The organism is Haloactinopolyspora sp. (genome assembly GCF_027324685.1).
Lineage (GTDB): Bacteria > Actinomycetota > Actinomycetes > Jiangellales > Jiangellaceae > Haloactinopolyspora.
The window spans coordinates 1-17974 of the sequence record NZ_DAHVSH010000134.1 but is presented as its reverse complement, the minus strand read 5'-3'; the positions used below and the strand labels follow the sequence as shown (position 1 = coordinate 17974).

At 69.5% G+C, this 17974-nt stretch carries 16 protein-coding genes and 1 pseudogene; 7 read left to right on the top strand and 10 right to left on the bottom strand.

The window, feature by feature from the left end:
• Together M6444_RS15115 and M6444_RS15110 are read left to right on the top strand one after the other, a co-directional pair.
• Positions 1–284 (top strand): hypothetical protein (locus M6444_RS15115; RefSeq protein WP_298329029.1); only part of this gene is annotated, 284 nt, incomplete at its 5' end.
• Positions 285–290: 6 nt separating this feature from the next.
• Entirely contained in the window at positions 291–818 is a 528-nt protein-coding gene (locus M6444_RS15110) for a hypothetical protein (RefSeq protein ID WP_298329026.1), read from the top strand.
• A gap of 24 nt (positions 819–842) precedes the next feature.
• Here the strand turns inward: M6444_RS15110 and M6444_RS15105 are convergent, their stop codons facing one another.
• From M6444_RS15105 to gatC, 6 genes are all read right to left on the bottom strand, one after another.
• The gene (locus M6444_RS15105) at positions 843–1919 is read right to left on the bottom strand and encodes an NAD(P)-binding domain-containing protein (protein ID WP_298329023.1); all 1077 of its coding nucleotides are present in this window, start codon (positions 1917–1919) and stop codon (positions 843–845) included.
• A gap of 55 nt (positions 1920–1974) precedes the next feature.
• The gene (locus tag M6444_RS15100; protein WP_298329020.1) at positions 1975–2730 is read right to left on the bottom strand and encodes a M50 family metallopeptidase; all 756 of its coding nucleotides are present in this window, start codon (positions 2728–2730) and stop codon (positions 1975–1977) included.
• Positions 2731–2763: 33 nt separating this feature from the next.
• Positions 2764–4218 (bottom strand): Asp-tRNA(Asn)/Glu-tRNA(Gln) amidotransferase subunit GatB, encoded by a 1455-nt coding sequence (gene gatB / locus M6444_RS15095; RefSeq protein WP_363326389.1) that lies wholly within the window; start codon positions 4216–4218, stop codon positions 2764–2766.
• Positions 4219–4289: 71 nt separating this feature from the next.
• The gene (locus tag M6444_RS15090) at positions 4290–4511 is read right to left on the bottom strand and encodes a hypothetical protein (protein WP_298329014.1); all 222 of its coding nucleotides are present in this window, start codon (positions 4509–4511) and stop codon (positions 4290–4292) included.
• On the bottom strand, positions 4508–6061 hold the full coding sequence (gene gatA, locus M6444_RS15085; protein WP_298329012.1) for an Asp-tRNA(Asn)/Glu-tRNA(Gln) amidotransferase subunit GatA: 1554 nt from the start codon (positions 6059–6061) through the stop codon (positions 4508–4510). Before gatA ends, M6444_RS15090 begins: the two co-directional genes overlap by 4 nt.
• Complete coding sequence (gene gatC, locus M6444_RS15080; RefSeq protein ID WP_298329009.1) at positions 6058–6357, bottom strand: Asp-tRNA(Asn)/Glu-tRNA(Gln) amidotransferase subunit GatC; 300 nt, start codon at positions 6355–6357, stop codon at positions 6058–6060. Before gatC ends, gatA begins: the two co-directional genes overlap by 4 nt.
• A 196-nt stretch (positions 6358–6553) precedes the next feature.
• Here gatC and M6444_RS15075 point away from each other — a divergent pair, with 196 nt between their 5' ends.
• The 5 genes from M6444_RS15075 to M6444_RS15055 are packed head-to-tail and all read left to right on the top strand — an operon-like array spanning position 6554 to position 11902.
• The gene (locus tag M6444_RS15075; protein WP_298329004.1) at positions 6554–7966 is read left to right on the top strand and encodes an acyltransferase family protein; all 1413 of its coding nucleotides are present in this window, start codon (positions 6554–6556) and stop codon (positions 7964–7966) included.
• A complete protein-coding gene (locus tag M6444_RS15070) occupies positions 7963–9258 on the top strand; it encodes a sensor histidine kinase (RefSeq protein WP_298329002.1) in 1296 nt (431 codons plus the stop codon). Before M6444_RS15075 ends, M6444_RS15070 begins: the two co-directional genes overlap by 4 nt.
• 4 nt (positions 9259–9262) lie before the next feature.
• The gene (locus tag M6444_RS15065; RefSeq protein ID WP_298328999.1) at positions 9263–10477 is read left to right on the top strand and encodes a sensor histidine kinase; all 1215 of its coding nucleotides are present in this window, start codon (positions 9263–9265) and stop codon (positions 10475–10477) included.
• A gap of 29 nt (positions 10478–10506) precedes the next feature.
• Positions 10507–11154: a response regulator transcription factor gene (locus M6444_RS15060; RefSeq protein WP_298328996.1), complete on the top strand. Its 648-nt coding sequence runs from the start codon at positions 10507–10509 to the stop codon at positions 11152–11154.
• A 37-nt stretch (positions 11155–11191) separates the two neighbouring features.
• Positions 11192–11902: an ACT domain-containing protein gene (locus tag M6444_RS15055; protein ID WP_298328994.1), complete on the top strand. Its 711-nt coding sequence runs from the start codon at positions 11192–11194 to the stop codon at positions 11900–11902.
• Here the strand turns inward: M6444_RS15055 and M6444_RS15050 are convergent.
• The 4 genes and pseudogenes from M6444_RS15050 to M6444_RS15035 all read right to left on the bottom strand — a co-directional run.
• Positions 11846–13978 (bottom strand): RecQ family ATP-dependent DNA helicase, encoded by a 2133-nt coding sequence (locus tag M6444_RS15050; protein ID WP_298328992.1) that lies wholly within the window; start codon positions 13976–13978, stop codon positions 11846–11848. The genes M6444_RS15055 and M6444_RS15050 overlap by 57 nt on opposite strands.
• Positions 13975–16215, bottom strand: coding sequence for an NAD-dependent DNA ligase LigA (gene ligA / locus M6444_RS15045; protein WP_298328990.1), 2241 nt, complete (start codon positions 16213–16215; stop codon positions 13975–13977). Before ligA ends, M6444_RS15050 begins: the two co-directional genes overlap by 4 nt.
• Before the next feature lie 11 nt (positions 16216–16226).
• On the bottom strand, positions 16227–17501 hold the full coding sequence (locus M6444_RS15040; RefSeq protein WP_298328987.1) for a multidrug effflux MFS transporter: 1275 nt from the start codon (positions 17499–17501) through the stop codon (positions 16227–16229).
• Positions 17502–17579: 78 nt separating this feature from the next.
• A pseudogene (locus M6444_RS15035) lies at positions 17580–17974 on the bottom strand (methionine synthase); the annotation flags it as partial.

Here is a 17974-nt window from a genome sequence, read left to right as displayed (position 1 = left end):
AGGCAGAGCGGATCCTGTGGTTCTTCCTCGTGGAACGGCTGCTCGACCATGGTGTCGGGGCCGATGCCCTGAGCACTGCACCGGAGAATCTCGTCGACGGCGCGAAGCTCCGGCCGATCGCCGAAATCCTTGCCGACGGCGAACTTCGGCGCGAGTTCTACGACTGGGTCAACGAGAACGACGTTCTCGACGACGCAGCTGATGAGGCCAACGAAGCCTGGTCCATCGGTGTTCAGAGCGCTAGCGGCGCTGTGGCCGGCATCTCGACGACGAACGAGGGATGACAACTGATGCTGAAAACACGACGCCGCACGCTGGTGTTCGTCCTCGTCCTTGTGTGCACGACGTTCGCGGTCCTCATCCCCCGTCTCTTGGCCGGGCCGTCGGAAAGCGAAATCGCCGAAATGGCGCAGGCACGGCAGGACGATGTCGGCGCCAAAATCGAACCGTTACTCACCGCCTACGAGGACGAGCTCGGCGTCTCACGAATTCTGTGGCGCGAGGGGCCGATCACCGCCGGCTGCGCGGACGACAGCGCGCGGGCACGCTGGATCTTCCATTTCGACGTTCCCACGACCGACGAGACCTACAACGAGGTCATGCACGACGCCCTGTACAACCTTCTGCTCTTCTTCTTCTCAGCGCCGTTCGACATCCGCGCGACCATCGAGGCTACGACGTTCGAGAATGCGTCGTTCTACCAAGTGCTGGAGTTCCGGCTTCCCGACTACGTGCTCACGTTGAACGTACACACAGGCCCGGGCGAGGAACCCGACGTGATGGTCGTGGGGGTCAACGCGTACTCGACGTGCATCTGATGGCACCGAGCACGACGCAACAGCTCATGCTGCGGCGAGTTCAGGCTGCGTCAACAGGCGGTGCACCTGCGTGGCGGCCGCCCGACCGGCCCGGTTGGCGCCGACCGTACTCGCGGACGGGCCGTAGCCGACCAACTGCAGTCGTGGCTCGGCCACCACCCGGGTGCCGTCCATGCGGATCCCGCCGCCGTGCTCACGAATCCCCAACGGTGACAGGTGACCGAGCGCCGCCCGGAAGCCGGTCGCCCACACGATGACGTCGACCGGACTGAACGAGCCGTCGGCCCACACCACGCCGTCGGGGACGATGCGCGAGAACATCGGCACCCGTTCCAGCGCGCCCTTCGCCAACGCCTCCCGGACCACCGTGGTGTAAGCCAACCCCGTCACGCTGACCACGCTGGCCGGTGGCAGCCCGGCACGCACGCGTTCATCGACCTTGGCCACGACGGCCCGTCCGACGTCCGGTGTGAACTCTTCCTCACGGAACTGCGGCGGGCGTCGCGTCGCCCATGTCGTGTTCGCAGCGACGTCGGCGATCTCAGAGAGGATGTGCGCCGCGGAGTTCCCGCCGCCGACGACGACTACTCGCTGACCAGCGAACTCAGCCGGACCCCGGTACTGAGCCGAATGCAGCTGGCGCCCCGCGAAGTCTGCGGCACCGGGGTAGGCCGGCCAATACGGACGTGTCCACGTACCGGTCGCGCTGACCACCGACCGCGCCGCCCACTCGCGCTCGCCAGCACTGACGATCAACCGGTCTCGTGGTCCGCGCCGCACCGACGTCACTCGTACCGGCCGGATGACCGGAAGGTCGAACTTTCGCTCGTACTCGGCGTAGTAGGCACCGACCACGTCCGCCGCCGGTCGATCGTCGTCGTCCGGCGCGTGTGGGCGCTCGAATCCAGGCAGATCGAACACGCCGTGCACCTTCGCCATGGTCAACGTCGGTGGCCGCGACGCCCACGCGCCCCCAGGCCGATCGCCGGCATCCAGGACGACGTAGTCGACGCCCGGCTCATAGCCGAGACGGCGCACATGAAACGCCGTCGACAATCCCGCCTGACCGGCGCCGATGACGACGACGTCAACTTCGGTCATCTCCGTCGCATCCACCACACCAACAACAACGCCACCCGGCTCCGTGCGCTTCCCCTCACGCCACGGCGTCGAGCACCATCGTCAAGCTGAGCCACATGCAAGCGCCGATCGCGACGGCGAAAGTGAACAACCACACCCCCGCCGGAATCGCCGACTGGCGGCTCATCAAGTAGGCATCGGACGACTCGATCCCCCGCCGAGTCCCGTGCGCCTTGACCACGGCCCACAGTCCCCGCACACCCCCGACGTTGAGCAGCCAGGCGAAAGCGAACACGACAACCGTGCACAACCACGCCGACCCGTACCATCCGACCAGCCCGAATGCGAGGCCAGTCAGCACGACGACGGCCACGGTATGCCAGCTGCGCGACAGCAGGAACACCAAGGCCAGGCACGCCACCAGGACCACCAGCGCCAGCCGCGCCCACCCGTTCGCCGCCGCCCAGATCAGCCCGAGCCCTACCAGCGACGGCGTTGGGTAGCCCCACCACATCGTCCACAACGTTCCCAGCGCGCTGTGCGACCAGAAGTTCGTCGCGCCGGACATGTCGCCGTTCACCGTCACGCCGCGAAGGCGGAACCCGGCCGTCAACGCCGCCACCACGTGCCCGAGCTCGTGCACGATGGTCACCGGGTAACCGATGAACCGCCAGGTCACTGGGTGCAGCGCCACCGCGATGGCGGCCAGGCCGATGCCGTAGACGACCTCCGGCGACATCGTCGCCAACGTCTCGTCGACTCGCACTTCGGCGAACCAGTCACGAACGTCCCCGGTCCACCCGCTGAGGGGCGTGGGAGCAGTGTCCGCCACGACGGTCAGGCTCAGACTCTTCGTAGACCTCGCTCAGCTCCCGAGCCGCTCCATGATCAGCTCGCGGGCTCGCTTCGCATCCGCCTGGCCCTTGGTCGCCTTCATGACGGCGCCGATCAGCGCGCCAACGGCACCGTGATTGCCGCCGCGGATCTTCTCTGCCACGTCCGGCATGGCCGCGATGGCGTCGTCGACCGCAGCGCCCAAGGCGGAGTCGTCGGAGACGACAGCCAGTCCGCGCGCCTCGACCACGTCGTCGGGCCCGCCCTCACCGGCCAGGACGCCTTCGACCACCTGGCGGGCCAGCTTGTCGTTCAGCGAGCCGGCGCGGACCAGCTCTTCGACGCGGGCCACCTGCTCCGGGGTGATACCGGCCTCGTCGATCGCGACACCGCGCTCGTTGGCCGAGCGCGAGATCTCACCCAGCCACCACTTTTTCGCCCCGGCCGGATCGGCGCCGGCTTCCACCGTCGCCTCGATCAACGACATCGCGCCGGCGTTGACCACGTCGCGCATCTCGAGATCGGTGAAGCCCCACGCCGCCTGCAGCCGGGCCCGCCGCGCGGCCGGTGCCTCGGGCAACGTCGCCCGCAGCTGCTCGACCCACTCGCGCGAGGGCGCCACCGGAACAAGGTCCGGCTCCGGGAAGTACCGGTAGTCTTCGGCCTCCTCCTTGACCCGGCCGGCCGTGGTCTCGCCGGTGTCCTCGTGCCAGTGACGCGTTTCCTGGATGATCTGCGCACCCTGGTCGAGCAACGCCGCCTGCCGGCGGATCTCGTAGGTGACGGCGCGCTCGACCGAACGCAGCGAGTTGACGTTCTTCGTCTCGGTTCGCGTGCCGAACGTCGTCGTCCCGGCCGGGCGGAGGGAGACGTTCGCGTCGCACCGCAGCTGGCCGAGTTCCATACGCGCCTCGGAGACACCCAGCGCCCGGATCAGTTCACGCAGCTCGGTGACGTACGCGCGGGCGATGGCCGGGGCCAGCGAACCCGGAACCTCGATGGGTTTGGTGACGATCTCGATGAGCGGGATGCCAGAACGGTTGTAGTCCAGCAGCGAGTGGCTCGCCCCGTGGATGCGCCCGGTCGCCCCGCCCACGTGCTCGGACTTGCCGGTGTCCTCTTCCATGTGGGCACGCTCGATGCCGATGCGGTACGTGGACGGTCCGTCGTCGCCGTCCACCGACACGTCCATCCAGCCGTCGAATGCGATGGGCTCGTCGTACTGCGACACCTGGAAGTTCTTCGGCATGTCGGGGTAGAAGTAGTTCTTCCGCGCGAAGCGGCACCACTCGGCGATGCTGCAGTTCAACGCCAGGCCGATGCGAATGGCTGATTCGACGGCCCTACGGTTGACCACCGGCAGCGACCCCGGCAGTCCGAGACACGTCGGGCACACCTGCGAGTTGGGATCGGCCCCGAAGCTCGTGGAGCACCCGCAGAACATCTTCGTGGCGGTGCCGAGCTCGACGTGCACCTCCATGCCCATGACCGGGTCGAACCGGGCGACGGCGTCGTCAAAGGTAGGGAATGTGGCCGGCCCGGCAATGCCAGTCGCGCTCACTCGTTCTCCTCGAGGTCGACCAGACGGTTCGCGTCGTTCTTCTCGTCGCGCATGTCGCGCACGACGATGGCTACGGCGATGGCCGCAGACGCCGCGCTGATGACGGCGTCGGCCATGCGCAGACGATCGCCGTCGTGCCGCGCCTTGGTGAGCGCCCGCACGGCCGAAACCGCGCCGAACGCCGAGCTCGCGAACTTGACCAGGTACTTGACGTTCATGAGATCACCTTCGCACGGGTGGCGGTGGGCGTGAGCTCGGGCGCCTGGTTGAGCAGGGTGCCGCCCCAGGCACCGGCAAAGGCCTGCTCGATGGCCGCCCCGACACGGTACAGCCGGTCGTCGGCCAGCACCGGTGCCATGACGTGCAATCCGACCGGCAAGCCGTCTTCGTCGGCCAATCCGCACGGGAACGACGCCGAGGCGTTTCCGGCCAGGTTGCTCGGGATGGTGCACAGGTCGTTCTTGTACATCGCCAGTGGATCGTCGACCTTCTCACCGATCGGGAAGGCCGTGGTCGGCGTGGTGGGCGACACCAGGACGTCGACCTGTGAGAACGCGGCTTCGAAGTCGCGAGCGATGAGGGTGCGGACTTTTTGCGCCTGCCCGTAGTAGGCGTCGTAGTAACCAGATGACAGCGCGTAGGTGCCGAGCATGATGCGGCGCTTGGCCTCAGCGCCGAATCCGGTTCCCCGGGTGAGGTTCATGACCTCTTCGGCGCTGTGGGTGCCGTCGTCGCCGACGCGCAGCCCGAAGCGCATCGCATCGAAGCGGGCCAGGTTGGACGACACCTCGCTGGGCAGAATCAAATAGTACGCGGCCAGCCCGTAGCTGAAGTGCGGGCACGACACTTCGACGACCTCGGCGCCCATCTTGGACAGTTGGGCCACGGCGTCGTTGAACCGCGCCTCGACTCCGGCCTGGTATCCCTCGCCGCCGAGCTCCTTGACGACGCCGACGCGCAGTCCGCTCAGGTCGCCGTCCGCCCCGCGCCGAGCCGCGCCGACAACGTCGGGCACGGGTTGGTCGATGCTGGTGGAGTCGAGCGGGTCGTGTCCGGCGATGACGCTGTGCAGCAGGGCGGCGTCGAGCACCGTCCGGGCGCACGGGCCGGCCTGGTCGAGGCTGGAGGCGCAGGCGATGATGCCGTACCGGCTGACGCCGCCGTAGGTGGGCTTGACGCCGACGGTGCCGGTGACCGCGGCGGGTTGCCGGATGGATCCACCAGTGTCGGTGCCGATGGCCAGCGGCGCCTCGTAAGCGGCCAGCGCCGCTGACGACCCGCCGCCGGAACCGCCCGGGATCCGGCTGAGATCCCACGGGTTGCGAGTCGGCCCGAACGCGGAGTTCTCCGTGGACGAGCCCATCGCGAACTCGTCCATGTTGGTCTTGCCCAGCACGACGATGCCGGCATCACGAAGCCGCTTGGTGATGGTGGCGTCGTACGGGGGCTGCCAGTTTTCGAGGATCTTCGACCCGGCCGTGGTGGGCATGTCCGACGTGGTGATGACGTCTTTGAGCGCCAGCGGCACGCCGGCCAGTGGCCCGAGTTGCGCACCGGCCGAACGCTTCGCGTCGACCTCGGCGGCAGCGGCGAGTGCTCCCTCGGCATCGACGTGCAGGAATGCGTGCACGCCGGATTCCGGCTCGCCGTCGACCTCGGCGATGCGGTCGAGATGGGCTTGGGTGACCTCGACGGCGCTGAGCTCACCGGAGGCGATGGACGCGGCCAGCTCGGCCGCGCTGCGACGGATGAGGCCGCCCTCGCTCACTGTTCCTCCCCCAGGATTCGCGGCACGCGGAACTTGCCGGCTTCAGCCGCAGGAGCGCCGGCGAGGGCTTCTTGCGGTGTCAGGCTCGGCCGGGGCTGGTCCTCGCGGAAGACGTTCGTCACCGGCAGCGGGTGCGACGTCGGCGGAATGTCGTCGGCAGCGACCTCGGCGACCTGCGTGACCGCTCCGAGTATCTGGTCGAGCTGGCCGGCGAGATGGTCGAGCTCGTCGGGTGCGAGGTCCATGCGAGCCAGCCGCGCCAGATGCGCGACCTCCTCGCGGCTGATCGAGGGCATCGCTGGTGGTACTCCTCCATCGTCGAGAGCAACCCGGCGACGGCGTTGGCCAACCCCGCCCCGGACGTACCGATGTGACTCCGCGATCCTACGTCAGGGGTAGGGCGGTCCCCACCCAGATCACGATGCTGGCCACACCACCAAGACACCGGCTCGCACCGATGTGCACGCCCCGCGCGGCGAACAAGATCAGAACATGTCCATCGCCACAACACCTTCCGCCGCGCCAGCAGCCGCCACGCCTGGGCGAACCTCGCCGGCGACGGCGTCGACCGGGCGCTACCGGGACCAGTTCATCGACGTCTTGCGCGTCGCCGCCATCGTGGCGGTCGTCGCTCAACATTGGCTGATGCCGGTGTTGTCCTACGACAACGGCCGACTGTCCGCCGGAAACGCGTTGACCACGGACGGCGCCTGGGCCATCACGTGGATCAGCCAGGTGATGCCGCTGGTGTTCTTCGCCGGCGGCGCCGCAGCGGCGATGAGCCTGCGCCGCCGATACGTTCGGCTCGGTCAGGGTCCAGCGACATCGTCGGCCTGGCTCGCCGATCGCGTCCGGCGGCTGAGCCTTCCCGTGCTTCCGCTGGCGGCGGTCTGGCTGCCGCTTCCGCACCTGCTGACGTGGCTGGGTGTGCCGGTTCAACCAGTGGCCGCAGGCGCGCACGTCGCGGGACAACTGCTGTGGTTCCTCGCCGCGTATGTCCTGGTCACCGCGTTGACGGCGCCGGCATTGCGGGCACACGACCGATGGCGCGGTGCGGAGATGGTGATCCTGGCCGCGGGCGCCGTGGCCGTCGACGTCGTTCGCTTCACCGTGGCAGGCGGCGCGGGCGGCACGTCGGCTGACGTGCTGGGCTACGTGAACGTGGTGTTCGTGTGGGCGGCGATCTATCAGGCGGGCATCATGTACGCCTCCGGTGGGCTGGATCGCCTGCGCGGCCGAACGGCCTGGCTGACCGCAGCGGCCGGCTACGGCGTCGCGGCGCTCATGGTGGCATTCGGCCCCTACCCGGCCAGCATGATCGGGATGCCGGGTGCGCCGATGTCGAACATGAACCCGCCGACCGCGGTGTTGCTCGCCGTCGCCGTCGGGCAACTGGGTCTGGCACTTGCCCTGCGGCGCGGGATCGAGAGGTGGGCGAGCTCGGCCCCGGTGGCGCACGCGGTGACTGTGCTCTCACGACGGCTCATGACGATCTACGTGTGGCACACCCCGGCGCTGGTCGCCGTCGCCGGTGTCGCCGTCATCGGCCTCGGCATCGACACGCCCGCGCCGTTCAGTGAACCGTGGCGCGAGCAGATGGGGTGGTGGCTGCTGAGCCTGTTCGCCGTGCTCGCCGTACTCACGCAGGTGTTCGGCAGGTACGAGCGTTCACCGTCGCCGACGGCGCACGCACGCCCCGGCCGCGTGGTCGCCGCGTCGACTCTCGTCGGCCTCGGGCTCTTGACGCTGACGCTCACGGGCTTCGGGCCGCTCGACGGGCAGACACTACAGCTCGGCGCGCCGCTGGCCGGCTCACTCGCCGTCGTGGTGGGGACAGCCCTACTGCGGATTCACCAGGTGCCCGGCTCGGTCGCGCTCGAAGAACACGGGAGGCTGAAGGCATGAACAGCCTAGTGACGTCCCGGCCACGCGCGAGCTGGCATCAGGCAGGCCGCGACGTCGGTTACCTGTTGCCCGGACTCGTGATCGGCATCCCCGCCTTCGTCATCACGGTGACCGGCTTCTTCCTCGGCTTGGGCCTGTTCGTCCTCGCCTTCGTCGGCCTGGTCGTATGGGTGGCCACACTCGGCACGGCGCGCGGGTTCGCCACAGCCGATCGAGCGCGGGTGTCGGCCATGGAGGGCCGTGTCGTGGAACCGGTCGTGCGCCGCCCGGTCCGCGGTTCGGGCCTGGGCCGGCTGTTCAGCATCATCGCCGACCCGATGGCCTGGCGAGAGTTCTTGTACTGCATCATCATCCTGCCGGTCCGCACGGTCACCTGGTCACTGACCATCACATGGCTGGTGGGAGCACTCGCGGGACCGACGTACGTGCTCTACGAGTGGGCGCTGCCGCGCGACGACGACGGTGGCGGACTGGCCTGGCTGCTCGGCTTCGACGGCCGGCTGCCGGACATCGCACTGAACACGGCCATCGGCCTGGTGTTCCTGTTGACCTTGCCCTATGTGCTGCGGGCGCTGGCGCTGGCCGAGTCGTCGCTGGTGTGGGGGTTGCTGACGAACGAGAACGCCGAGCTGCGGGCCCGCGCCGATCATCTCGACCGTAGCCGCAGCGCGGTCGTCCAGGCCGAGGTGGAGACGCTGCGCCGGGTCGAACGCGACATCCACGACGGCCCCCAACAACGCCTCGTCCGCCTCACCATGGACCTCGAATCCGCCCAACGCCGCTTCCACGACGACCCCACCACCGCGCTCCCCCTCGTCGAAGGCGCCGTCACCCAGACCAAGGAAGCTCTCGCCGAACTACGCGCCGTGTCCCGCGGCATCGCCCCACCCATCCTCGCCGACCGCGGCCTACCCGCGGCGCTCGCGGCCGCCGCCGCACGCTCCCCCATTCCCACCACCGTCGACACCAACCTCGACACCGGCGAACGACTCCCCACGTCCATCGAAAACGCCGCCTACTACGTCGTCACCGAAGCGCTCACCAACGCCGCCAAACACTCCGGTGCCACCCACTGCACCGTGACCGTCGACCGCGCCGACCACACCGTGCACGTCACCATCACCGACAACGGCCGCGGCGGCGCCCACCCCGGGAAAGGTCACGGCCTCACGGGACTCACCGACCGCCTCGCCGGCGTCGACGGAAACCTCGAGATCACCAGCCCACCAGGCGCAGGGACGGTCGTCGACGCCCAACTCCCGCTCCCGTCGGCCCGCGCTACGAGACACTGATTCGATGAACACGACTGAGCGCGACGGCCCCGAGGTCAGCTGGCGCCAACTCGTCCTCGACCTTGGCTACCTGTTGCCGGGGTTACCCATCGCCATCGTGTCGTTCGTCTCCATGCTCGTCGGCTTCGTGCTGGGGGTGGGCCTGTTCGTGCTGGCCTTCGTCGGCTTGGCGATCATGGTGGCCACCTTGGCCGGCGCCCGGCGCCTCGCGCAGTTCGAACGCGCCCGTGTGGGCTGGATGGAGGGCCGGGCGGTCGGGCCGGTCTACTACCTGCCGCCGGAACGGACCGGACTGGCCCGCCTGCTCGACTACCTGCGCGACCCGCAGAGTTGGCGGGACTGGGGCTACTGCCTGCTGATCCTCCCGCTCCGGCTGCTCACCTGGACGCTCACGATCGCGTGGACCGCGCTCTCCCTGGCACTCGCGCCGCTGGTGCTGCTGGCGTGGGCGATCACCGGCCGCAGCGGCCTGCAGGGGCTGCCATGGGTGCTGGCCATCACGGTGCGCGGCCTCGCGGCAGTGGAGTCGTCCATCGCCTGGCTGCTGTTGACGAACGAGAGCGCCGCGCTCCGGGCACGTACCGAGGCGCTGAGCCGCAGCCGCGAGTCGGCGGTGCAGGCCGAGGCGGACACGCTACGCCGAGTGGAGCGCGACATCCACGACGGACCCCAACAGCGGCTCGTGCGCCTCACGATGGACCTCGAATCCGCCCAGCGTCGGATCGACGAGGATCCGGCGACGGCACTGCCTCTCCTCGAGGGTGCCGTGCTCCAGACGAAGGAGGCACTCGCCGAACTGCGAGCGCTGTCGCGCGGTATCGCCCCGCCGATCCTCAACGATCGCGGACTGCCCGCGGCGCTCGCCGCTGCGGCGGCTCGCTGCCCGATTCCGACCACGCTCGACATCGAGCTGACCGACGACGAGCGCCTGTCGCCCTCGGTGGAGAACGCCGCCTATTTCGTCGTCGCCGAAGCGCTCACCAACGCCGCCAAGCACAGCGGCGCACACCAGTGCACGGTCTCCGTCGCCAAGGTCGCCGACCGCCTCCATGTCCAGGTCATCGACGACGGCCGCGGCGGCGCCCACCCCGGTAAGGGTCACGGCCTGGCCGGGCTGAGCGACCGCCTCACCGGCGTCGACGGGCGGCTCGACGTCAGCAGCCCGCCAGGGCACGGCACGACGATCGACGCCGAGCTCCCGCTGCCACCCTCCGTCTGACCGACGCAGGGACCTGGCAGGATGAGCGGGTGCGCGTCGTACTGGCTGAAGATTCCATGCTGCTGCGTGAAGGGCTCGTGCGATTGCTCGACGAGGCCGGAGCGGAGGTCGTGGACGCCGTGGGCGACGGCGATGCCCTCGTGTCGTCGGTGGTCGAGCATCGCCCCGACGTCGCCGTGGTGGACGTGCGGATGCCGCCGTCGTTCACCGACGAAGGGCTACGCGCCGCGCTGGCCGCCCGCAGCCAGGTCCCCGGTACCGGCGTGCTGGTGCTCTCGCAGTACGTCGAGGAGTCCTACGCCGGTGATCTGCTGGCCAGTGGCGAAGGCGGCGTCGGCTATCTGCTGAAGGACCGGGTGTCGGCGCTGGCCGACCTGTCCGACGCGCTGGAGCGGGTGGCTTCGGGCGGCACGGTGCTCGATCCGGAAGTCGTCGCGCAGTTGTTCGCCCGGCGACGCAAGGACCCGCTCGAGACGTTGACCGCACGCGAACGCGACGTGCTGGCCCTGATGGCCGAAGGCCGGACGAACGTCGCCATCGCCCGGATCCTGGTGGTCTCGCTGGGGGCGGTGGAGAAGCACATCTCGTCCATCCTCACCAAGCTCGACCTCGCGCCGTCCGACGACGACCATCGGCGCGTGCTGGCGGTCTTGGCGTGGTTGCAGTCCGAACATTAGCGGCGCCGCGGCCTCTGGTTGTGACACTCTTGGGCGCGTGGCATATCTGTTGCGAGTGATCGCCCCAGACCGACCCGGCGTACTCGGCGCAGTGGCCTCGGCCGTAGGCGCGGCGGGCGGAGACATCGTCGGTATCGATGTCGTCGAGCGTCGCAACGATGCGACGGTGGTCGATGATTTTCTGGTGGACCTGCCGGCTGGCCGGTTTCCCGACACGCTGGTCACGGCCTGCCGCTCGATCGAGGGCGTGGACGTGGAGTTCGTCGGCCAGTACCACCAGGGCGCGAGCCTGCACCGTGACCTCGAGGCCGTGGATGAGATGACCGAGGATCCGCGCCACGCGATGAACGTGCTGGTGCGTCTGCTGCCCGGTATCTTCCGCTCCGGCTGGGCGCTGCTGCTTGCCGCCGACGGCTCGACCATTCGGGTCGAACAAGGCAGCGGGGGCGCTCCGGAGGCCGAGGGTTTCGACGTGCCGTGGCTGCCGATGACCGAGCCGCGCCGCATCGACGGTGACGAAGCGTGGGCGCCGGAATCGTGGCGCGACGTCGTGGCGGTGGGCGCTCCGGTGGCCGACACCGGCCAGGTGGTCGTGTTCGGCCGTAATGGCGGACCACGCATCCTCGACTCGGAGTTCGCGCGCCTGGTGCATTTGGTCGCGCTCGCCCAGATCATCAGGCGCGGTGGGACGTCATCCAGCGGCGGCCAAAGCGAACGGCAGGACCTGGCCGGCACCGGCACGGCGTAATTCGCGGCCCGCGACGGTGATCGTCCAGCGGGAGTCGACGAGGTCGTCGATCAGCAGGACAACCGGTTCCGGGCCCAGTTCAGCAAGCGCACCGCCCAACTGGGGGCCGGCTCGCCAGGCGTTCCATACCGCGGCCAACCGGAAGGCGCTGTTGCCGCCGGGCTCGCCCTCGCCCGGCCCAGCGCCGACCACGTCCAGGCTGCCGAGATCGGCCAGCCGGCCCACCGAAGCCAGGTGCCGACCGACGGAGTCGATCAGCTGGCCGTGCCGCCGCGACGGGACAGTGACCACGGCTTGCGGTCGACGGTCCCAGTCCCATTCGCGCAGTACGTCGACGCAGGCCGCCAGCACGGCTTCCGGTGCGGGGGCGTCGTCGGCCGCCAGCAACGCGCGCAGCCGCTGACCCCACCCCAGGTCGGTGAGCCGGGCGACGACACGGCCCGGTTCGACTCGCTCGTCTGCGCTGATCTTGCCGCGAACGTCGACCCCGAGCCGCGCCATGCCCGACGGCCATTGCGCACGTGGCTCGAGGAGCACTCCGGCGCGCCCCAACGTGACTCGGGCAGCCGTACGCGCCTGCTCGGGAACGTCGTCGGCGTACCAGGGCCCCACGCACACGTCGCAGCGGCCGCACGCCACGGCGCTCGGGTCGTCGAGCGCGTTCTGCAGGAAAGACATGCGGCACTGCTCGCCGCGTTGATACGCCAGCATCGAGCGCGCCTCGGCCGCACGCGCCTGCGCCACCCGTTCGTAGCGCTGTGCGTCGTAGTACCACGGCCGGCCGGTGGTCTCCCAGCCACCGCGCACCCGCCGGACCGCGCCGTCGACGTCGAGCACTTTGAGCAGCAGCTCCAACCGGGTCCGGCGGATGTCGACGTGTGCCTCGATGGCCGCCGTGGACATCGCCGCCCCCGCATCGGCCAGGGTGGACAGCACCGCGCGCGCCTGGTCTTCACGCGGCATGGACACCGTGGCGAAGTACTGCCAGATGTCGGCGTCTTCAGCGGCGGGAAGCAGCAGCACGTCGGCGCGCTCGGTGGCCCGGCCGGCCCGCCCGACCTGCTGGTAGTACGCCACTGGCGACGACGGCGCACCGAGATGGACGACGAAGCCGAGGTCGGGTTTGTCGAAGCCCATACCGAGGGCGCTGGTCGCCACCAACGCCTTGACCTCGTTGGCCAGCAGCGCTCGCTCAGCCTCCACCCGCTCGGCCGGGTCGGTGCGCCCGGTATAGGCGCGTACCGGGTATCCGGCTTCGCGCAGCAGCGCCGCGGTGTCTTCAGCGGCCGAGACCGTCAGGGTGTAGATGATGCCGCTGCCGGGCAGGTCGCCGAGGTGCGCAGAGAGCCAGGCCAACCGGTGCTCGGCGGAGTCCAGAGCGAGTACGCCCAGGCGCAGGCTGCTCCGCGCGAGCGAGCCGCGCACCGTGGTGACCTCGACACCGCCGCTACCGAGCTGCTCGACGACGTCGGCCACGACCCGCCCGTTGGCCGTCGCCGTGGTGGCGAGGACCGGCGTCTCGGACGGCAGCGTGTCGAGCAGGTCGCGGATGCGGCGATAGTCGGGCCGGAAGTCGTGCCCCCAGTCGGAGACGCAATGCGCTTCGTCGACGACGATCAGGCCGGCGCCGGCGGCGAGCGCGGGCAGCTGCTCGTCACGGAATCGCGGATTGTTCAGCCGCTCCGGACTCACGAGCAGAACATCGACGGCGTCCTCGGCCAGCGCCGCGGAGATCTCGCCCCACTCTTCGGCGTTGGCGGAGTTGATCGTGACCGCGCGGACGCCGGCTCGCTCGGCGGCGGCCACCTGGTCGCGCATCAGCGCCAACAGCGGCGAGACGATGACCGTCGGGCCGGCTCCCCGGCGCCGTAGCAATGCGGTGGCCACGAAGTACACCGCGGACTTGCCCCACCCCGTCCGCTGCACCACGAGAACACGGCGGCGATGCTCGACGAGGTCGCGGACGGACTCCCACTGACCATCCCGAAACCGTGCGCCGGGGTCGCCGACGAGGCGCTGCAACAGCGCCTCGGCCTCCTGCTCCAACGTCTCGGCCTCACCTGCGGCGACACTCACGTCTGGCCTGCCTGTTGCTCGGCGTGCTCGGCGGCGGCCTCGGGACCGGACTCGAGTAGTACCCGGAAGCCGGCTTCGTCGAGCACGGGCACTCCGAGCTGCAGCGCCTTGTCGTACTTGGACCCGGCGTTCTCGCCCGCCACGACGAACGACGTCTTCTTTGATACCGATCCTGACGCCTTACCGCCGCGCGCCAGGATGGCCTCCTTCGCGTCGTCGCGGGAGAACTGTTCGAGTGATCCGGTCACGACGACGGTGACCCCCTCGAGCGTGCGCGGTACGGAGTGGTCCACCTCGTCGGCCATGCGCACACCGGCCTCGCGCCACTTTCGCACCACCTCGCGGTGCCAGTCGACGGCGAACCATTCCTTCACCGAGGACGCGATGGTCGGGCCCACGCCGTCGACGGCGGCGAGCTCGTCCTCGCCGGCCTCGATGATCGCGTCCATGGAGCCGAACGCGTTGGCCAGCGCGCGAGCGGCGGTGGGGCCGACATGGCGGATGGACAGCGAGACCAGCACTCGCCACAGCGGCTGTTCCTTGGCCTTGCGGAGGTTGTCGAGCAATCGTCGGCCGTTGGCGGTCAGCTCACCCTTGGTGGTGGCGAACAGCGGAACCCGCAGCAGATCGGCTTCGTCGAGCGAGAACAGGTCGCCCTCGTCGGTGATCACACCGGCCTCGATCAGCGCGCCGCCGGCCTCCCAACCCATCGCCTCGATGTCGAAACCGCTACGGCTGGCCAGGTAGAACAGCCGCTCGCGCAGTTGCGCCGGGCACGATCGCGCATTGGGGCAACGGATGTCGACGTCGCCTTCTTTCGACGGCGCCAGCGTCGTGCCGCAGGCGGGGCATTCGGTGGGCATCACGAACTCCCGCTCGGTGCCGTCACGCTTCTCGAGCACCGGGCCGAGAATCTCGGGGATGACGTCGCCGGCCTTGCGCAAGACCACGGTGTCGCCGATGAGGACGCCCTTGCGCTTGACCTCCGAGGCGTTGTGCAACGTCGCGTTCTCCACCGTGGACCCGGCGACCTTGACCGGTTCCATGACGCCGTACGGCGTGACCCGTCCGGTACGCCCGACGTTGACGCGAATGTCGATGAGCTTCGTGGTGACCTCTTCGGGCGGGTACTTGTAGGCGATGGCCCACCGCGGAGCTCGCGACGTGGAGCCGAGCTGGCGCTGCAGATCGACCTGGTCGACCTTGACGACGACGCCGTCGATCTCGAACTCCAGATCGTGGCGGTGCTCGCGGTAGTACTCGATGTACTCGCGCACGGCCTCGAGGTCGGGCACCACCCGCACGCGGTCGCTGACCGGGAGCCCCCACACGCGCAACGCCTCGTAGGCCTCGGACTGGTAGCGCACCTCGAAGCCGTCGCGACGGCCGAGGCCATGGCAGACCAGCGTGAGCCGCCCGAGATTGCGCCGGGCCCGTTCGTACTCCTCCAGGACCCGCTCGTAAGCAGTCTGCGACCGTCCGGTGTTGCCGGCTGCCTCGGCGCGAGCGCGCGCGGCGTCGAGCTTCTCGCGCCGACGGTCCATTCGCTGGCGCAGGACTCCGGCGCCGGAGTTGCGCGCGTTCGCGAACAGCGGCAGACCGAGTTCGGCGCGCTCGGCATTGATCGCCTCGAACTCGGACCTGGGGAACACCGCCTCGCCCCGGACTTCGACCACGCCGGGGACGGGGTACTCGTCGCTGCCGGTCAACTCGTCCGGGATGGCATCGACGAACTGGGCGTTGTAGGTGATGTCCTCGCCGACGCGGCCGTCGCCGCGCGTGGCCAGCGAGGCCAGCCGTCCGTCCCGGTAGACGATGTCGACCGCGAGGCCGTCGACCTTGGTCTCGCACAAGTACCGCGCACCGGTGCCGACCTCGCGTTCGACCCGGCGCGCCCACTCGGTGAGATCGTCGTGATTGAACGCGTTGTCGAGGCTGAGCAGGCGTTCGAGGTGCTCGACCGGCGGCCACGACGCCTCGCCCCCGCCGGCCTCGGTGACCGGAGCACCGACCTTCTGCGTGGGCGAATCGGGCGTTCGCAACGAGGTGTATTCGGCCTCGATGGCCTCGAGCTGATGCATCAGCTCGTCGAACTCGGCATCGCTGATGGTCGGCGTGGCGAAGTAATACCGCTGCCGGTGCTCCTCGATCTCCTGAGCCAGGGCAGCGTGGCGCTCGCGGACGTCGGACGGGACGTCGTTGATGTCGGCTGGCAGGTCAGCAGGCTCGGTCGTCACAAACACAGACGTTACTGCCTGCCTCCGACGATGTCCCTCGGCGACGCCTGCTCCCGGCCGACGAACAAGGCCAGAGCGATCCCACCGGCCACGGCGGAGCCCGTCATGGCCGTCGCCGTCGCGAGACCGTCGTTGCCCAGGGCGCCGACAACTACGGCCACCAATGCTCCGAAACTGAACCGGATCGCACCGATGACCGCTGCGGCGGTGCCGGCATTGTCACCGTGCCTCGACAGCGCGAGCGCCTCGGTGTTCGGGACGACGACCGCTCCTGCGGCGAGCATGCCCAGCACCGGGACGACGAAGCCGAGCAGGCTGCCGATTTCGGCCACCTGCAGCGTGGCCAGCACGAGCCCCGTGGCCGCGGTCCAGGCTGACGCTACACGCGCCACTACCGGCGGGCTGAACCGGCGAAGCAGCAACGGGTTGAGTTGCGCTCCGCCGATCATCGCGACCGCCGAGACGCCGAAAAGCAGGCCGAACTGCTGCTCGTCGAGGCCGAATTGCTGTTGCAGCACGAAGCTGCTCCCGGCCACGTAGGAGAACATCGCCCCGAAGGTCAACCCGCCGGCCAGCGCCAACAGGACGAACTGGCCGTCTCGGAGAATCGACTGGTAGCCGTGCCACACCTGGGCCAGTCCGGCCGGCGGCCGCCGCTGCGGCGGATGCGTCTCCGGCAGCGCCGCGGCCGCGCCGACCATCAAGGCGATGCCGAGCACGGCCAGTGCACCGAACACCCACCGCCACGAACCAGCGAGCAGCACCGCACTGCCCAGGATGGGTGCCAGGATCGGCGCAGCGCCCATGACGAGCATGAGCCGAGAGATCGCCGTGGCGGCAGCACGCCCCTCGAACAGGTCACGCACGACGGCCACCGCGACGACGGTGGCCGCCGCCGCCCCCAGGCCCTGGAGTACCCGCAACCCGCCCAGGACCGAGATGTCCCACGCCACAGCGGCCAACAGCGAAGCCACGACGTGCAAGGCGAGCCCGGCCAGCAACGGCCGTCGCCGACCCGCGGAGTCGGACACCGGACCGACGAACAGCTGGCCGAGTCCCAGGCCGAGCAAGGTACCGGTCAGGGTGAGCTGCACAAGAGGTTCGGTGGTGTCGAGATCGCCGACGATCGCCGGTAGGGCCGGCAGATACATGTCGATGGTGAGCGGACCGACGGCGACGAGCGCGCCGAGCATCATGATGATGCTCGTGGATCTGAGCCGGACGCCTCCATCGGGCTTGGTCGCGGCGTTCGCCTCGGGTTGTCCGTGACTCCGATTGTCGATCATGCGGACAGCCTGCCGCTGAGAACCCAGGCTCTGAATAATCGAAGATCGGAACTAGTTGCGCGATAGTCCAGGCGCAGCTCAGGCGGTGACCATGTCGGTCACCGCACGCCCGGTCGACCGGGCCAGCTCGTAGGCCTGCCGCGCCCATTGCGGATCCGCCCCGCCCAGGCCGCACGACGGCGTCACCACCGTGCGGTCCAGCATCCCCGCCGGGTCCTGGTCCAGGCGGCGCCACAGGCCCACGACCCGTTGAGCCAGTTCCCGGTCCGACGGTGCCGTCGTCGGCCGAAGCGACGGGACCACGCCCGGCCACAACGCCAGCCCCGTGTCCACGGCGTGGGCCAGCTCACCGAGCACCGCGTCGTCCAGCTGAGCAACGTCGACGGCGACGGCGACGGCTCCGGCCTGCTGCAGCAGGAGCACCGGCACGGTGCGAGCGCAGCAGTGCACGACCACCGGCACGCCGGCCGCTG

Excerpts from the sequence above, each read along its gene's own strand:
- gatC (WP_298329009.1), bottom strand. The coding sequence starts at position 6,357 with ATGCCCTCGATCAGCCGCGAGGAGGTCGCGCATCTGGCGCGGCTGGCT.
- M6444_RS15075 (WP_298329004.1), top strand. The coding sequence starts at position 6,554 with ATGTCCATCGCCACAACACCTTCCGCCGCGCCAGCAGCCGCCACGCCT.
- M6444_RS15110 (WP_298329026.1), top strand. The coding sequence starts at position 291 with ATGCTGAAAACACGACGCCGCACGCTGGTGTTCGTCCTCGTCCTTGTG.
- M6444_RS15070 (WP_298329002.1), top strand. The coding sequence starts at position 7,963 with ATGAACAGCCTAGTGACGTCCCGGCCACGCGCGAGCTGGCATCAGGCA.
- M6444_RS15090 (WP_298329014.1), bottom strand. The coding sequence starts at position 4,511 with ATGAACGTCAAGTACCTGGTCAAGTTCGCGAGCTCGGCGTTCGGCGCG.
- M6444_RS15065 (WP_298328999.1), top strand. The coding sequence starts at position 9,263 with ATGAACACGACTGAGCGCGACGGCCCCGAGGTCAGCTGGCGCCAACTC.
- M6444_RS15105 (WP_298329023.1), bottom strand. The coding sequence starts at position 1,919 with ATGACCGAAGTTGACGTCGTCGTCATCGGCGCCGGTCAGGCGGGATTG.
- gatB (WP_363326389.1), bottom strand. The coding sequence starts at position 4,218 with ATGGGCATGGAGGTGCACGTCGAGCTCGGCACCGCCACGAAGATGTTC.
- M6444_RS15040 (WP_298328987.1), bottom strand. The coding sequence starts at position 17,501 with ATGATCGACAATCGGAGTCACGGACAACCCGAGGCGAACGCCGCGACC.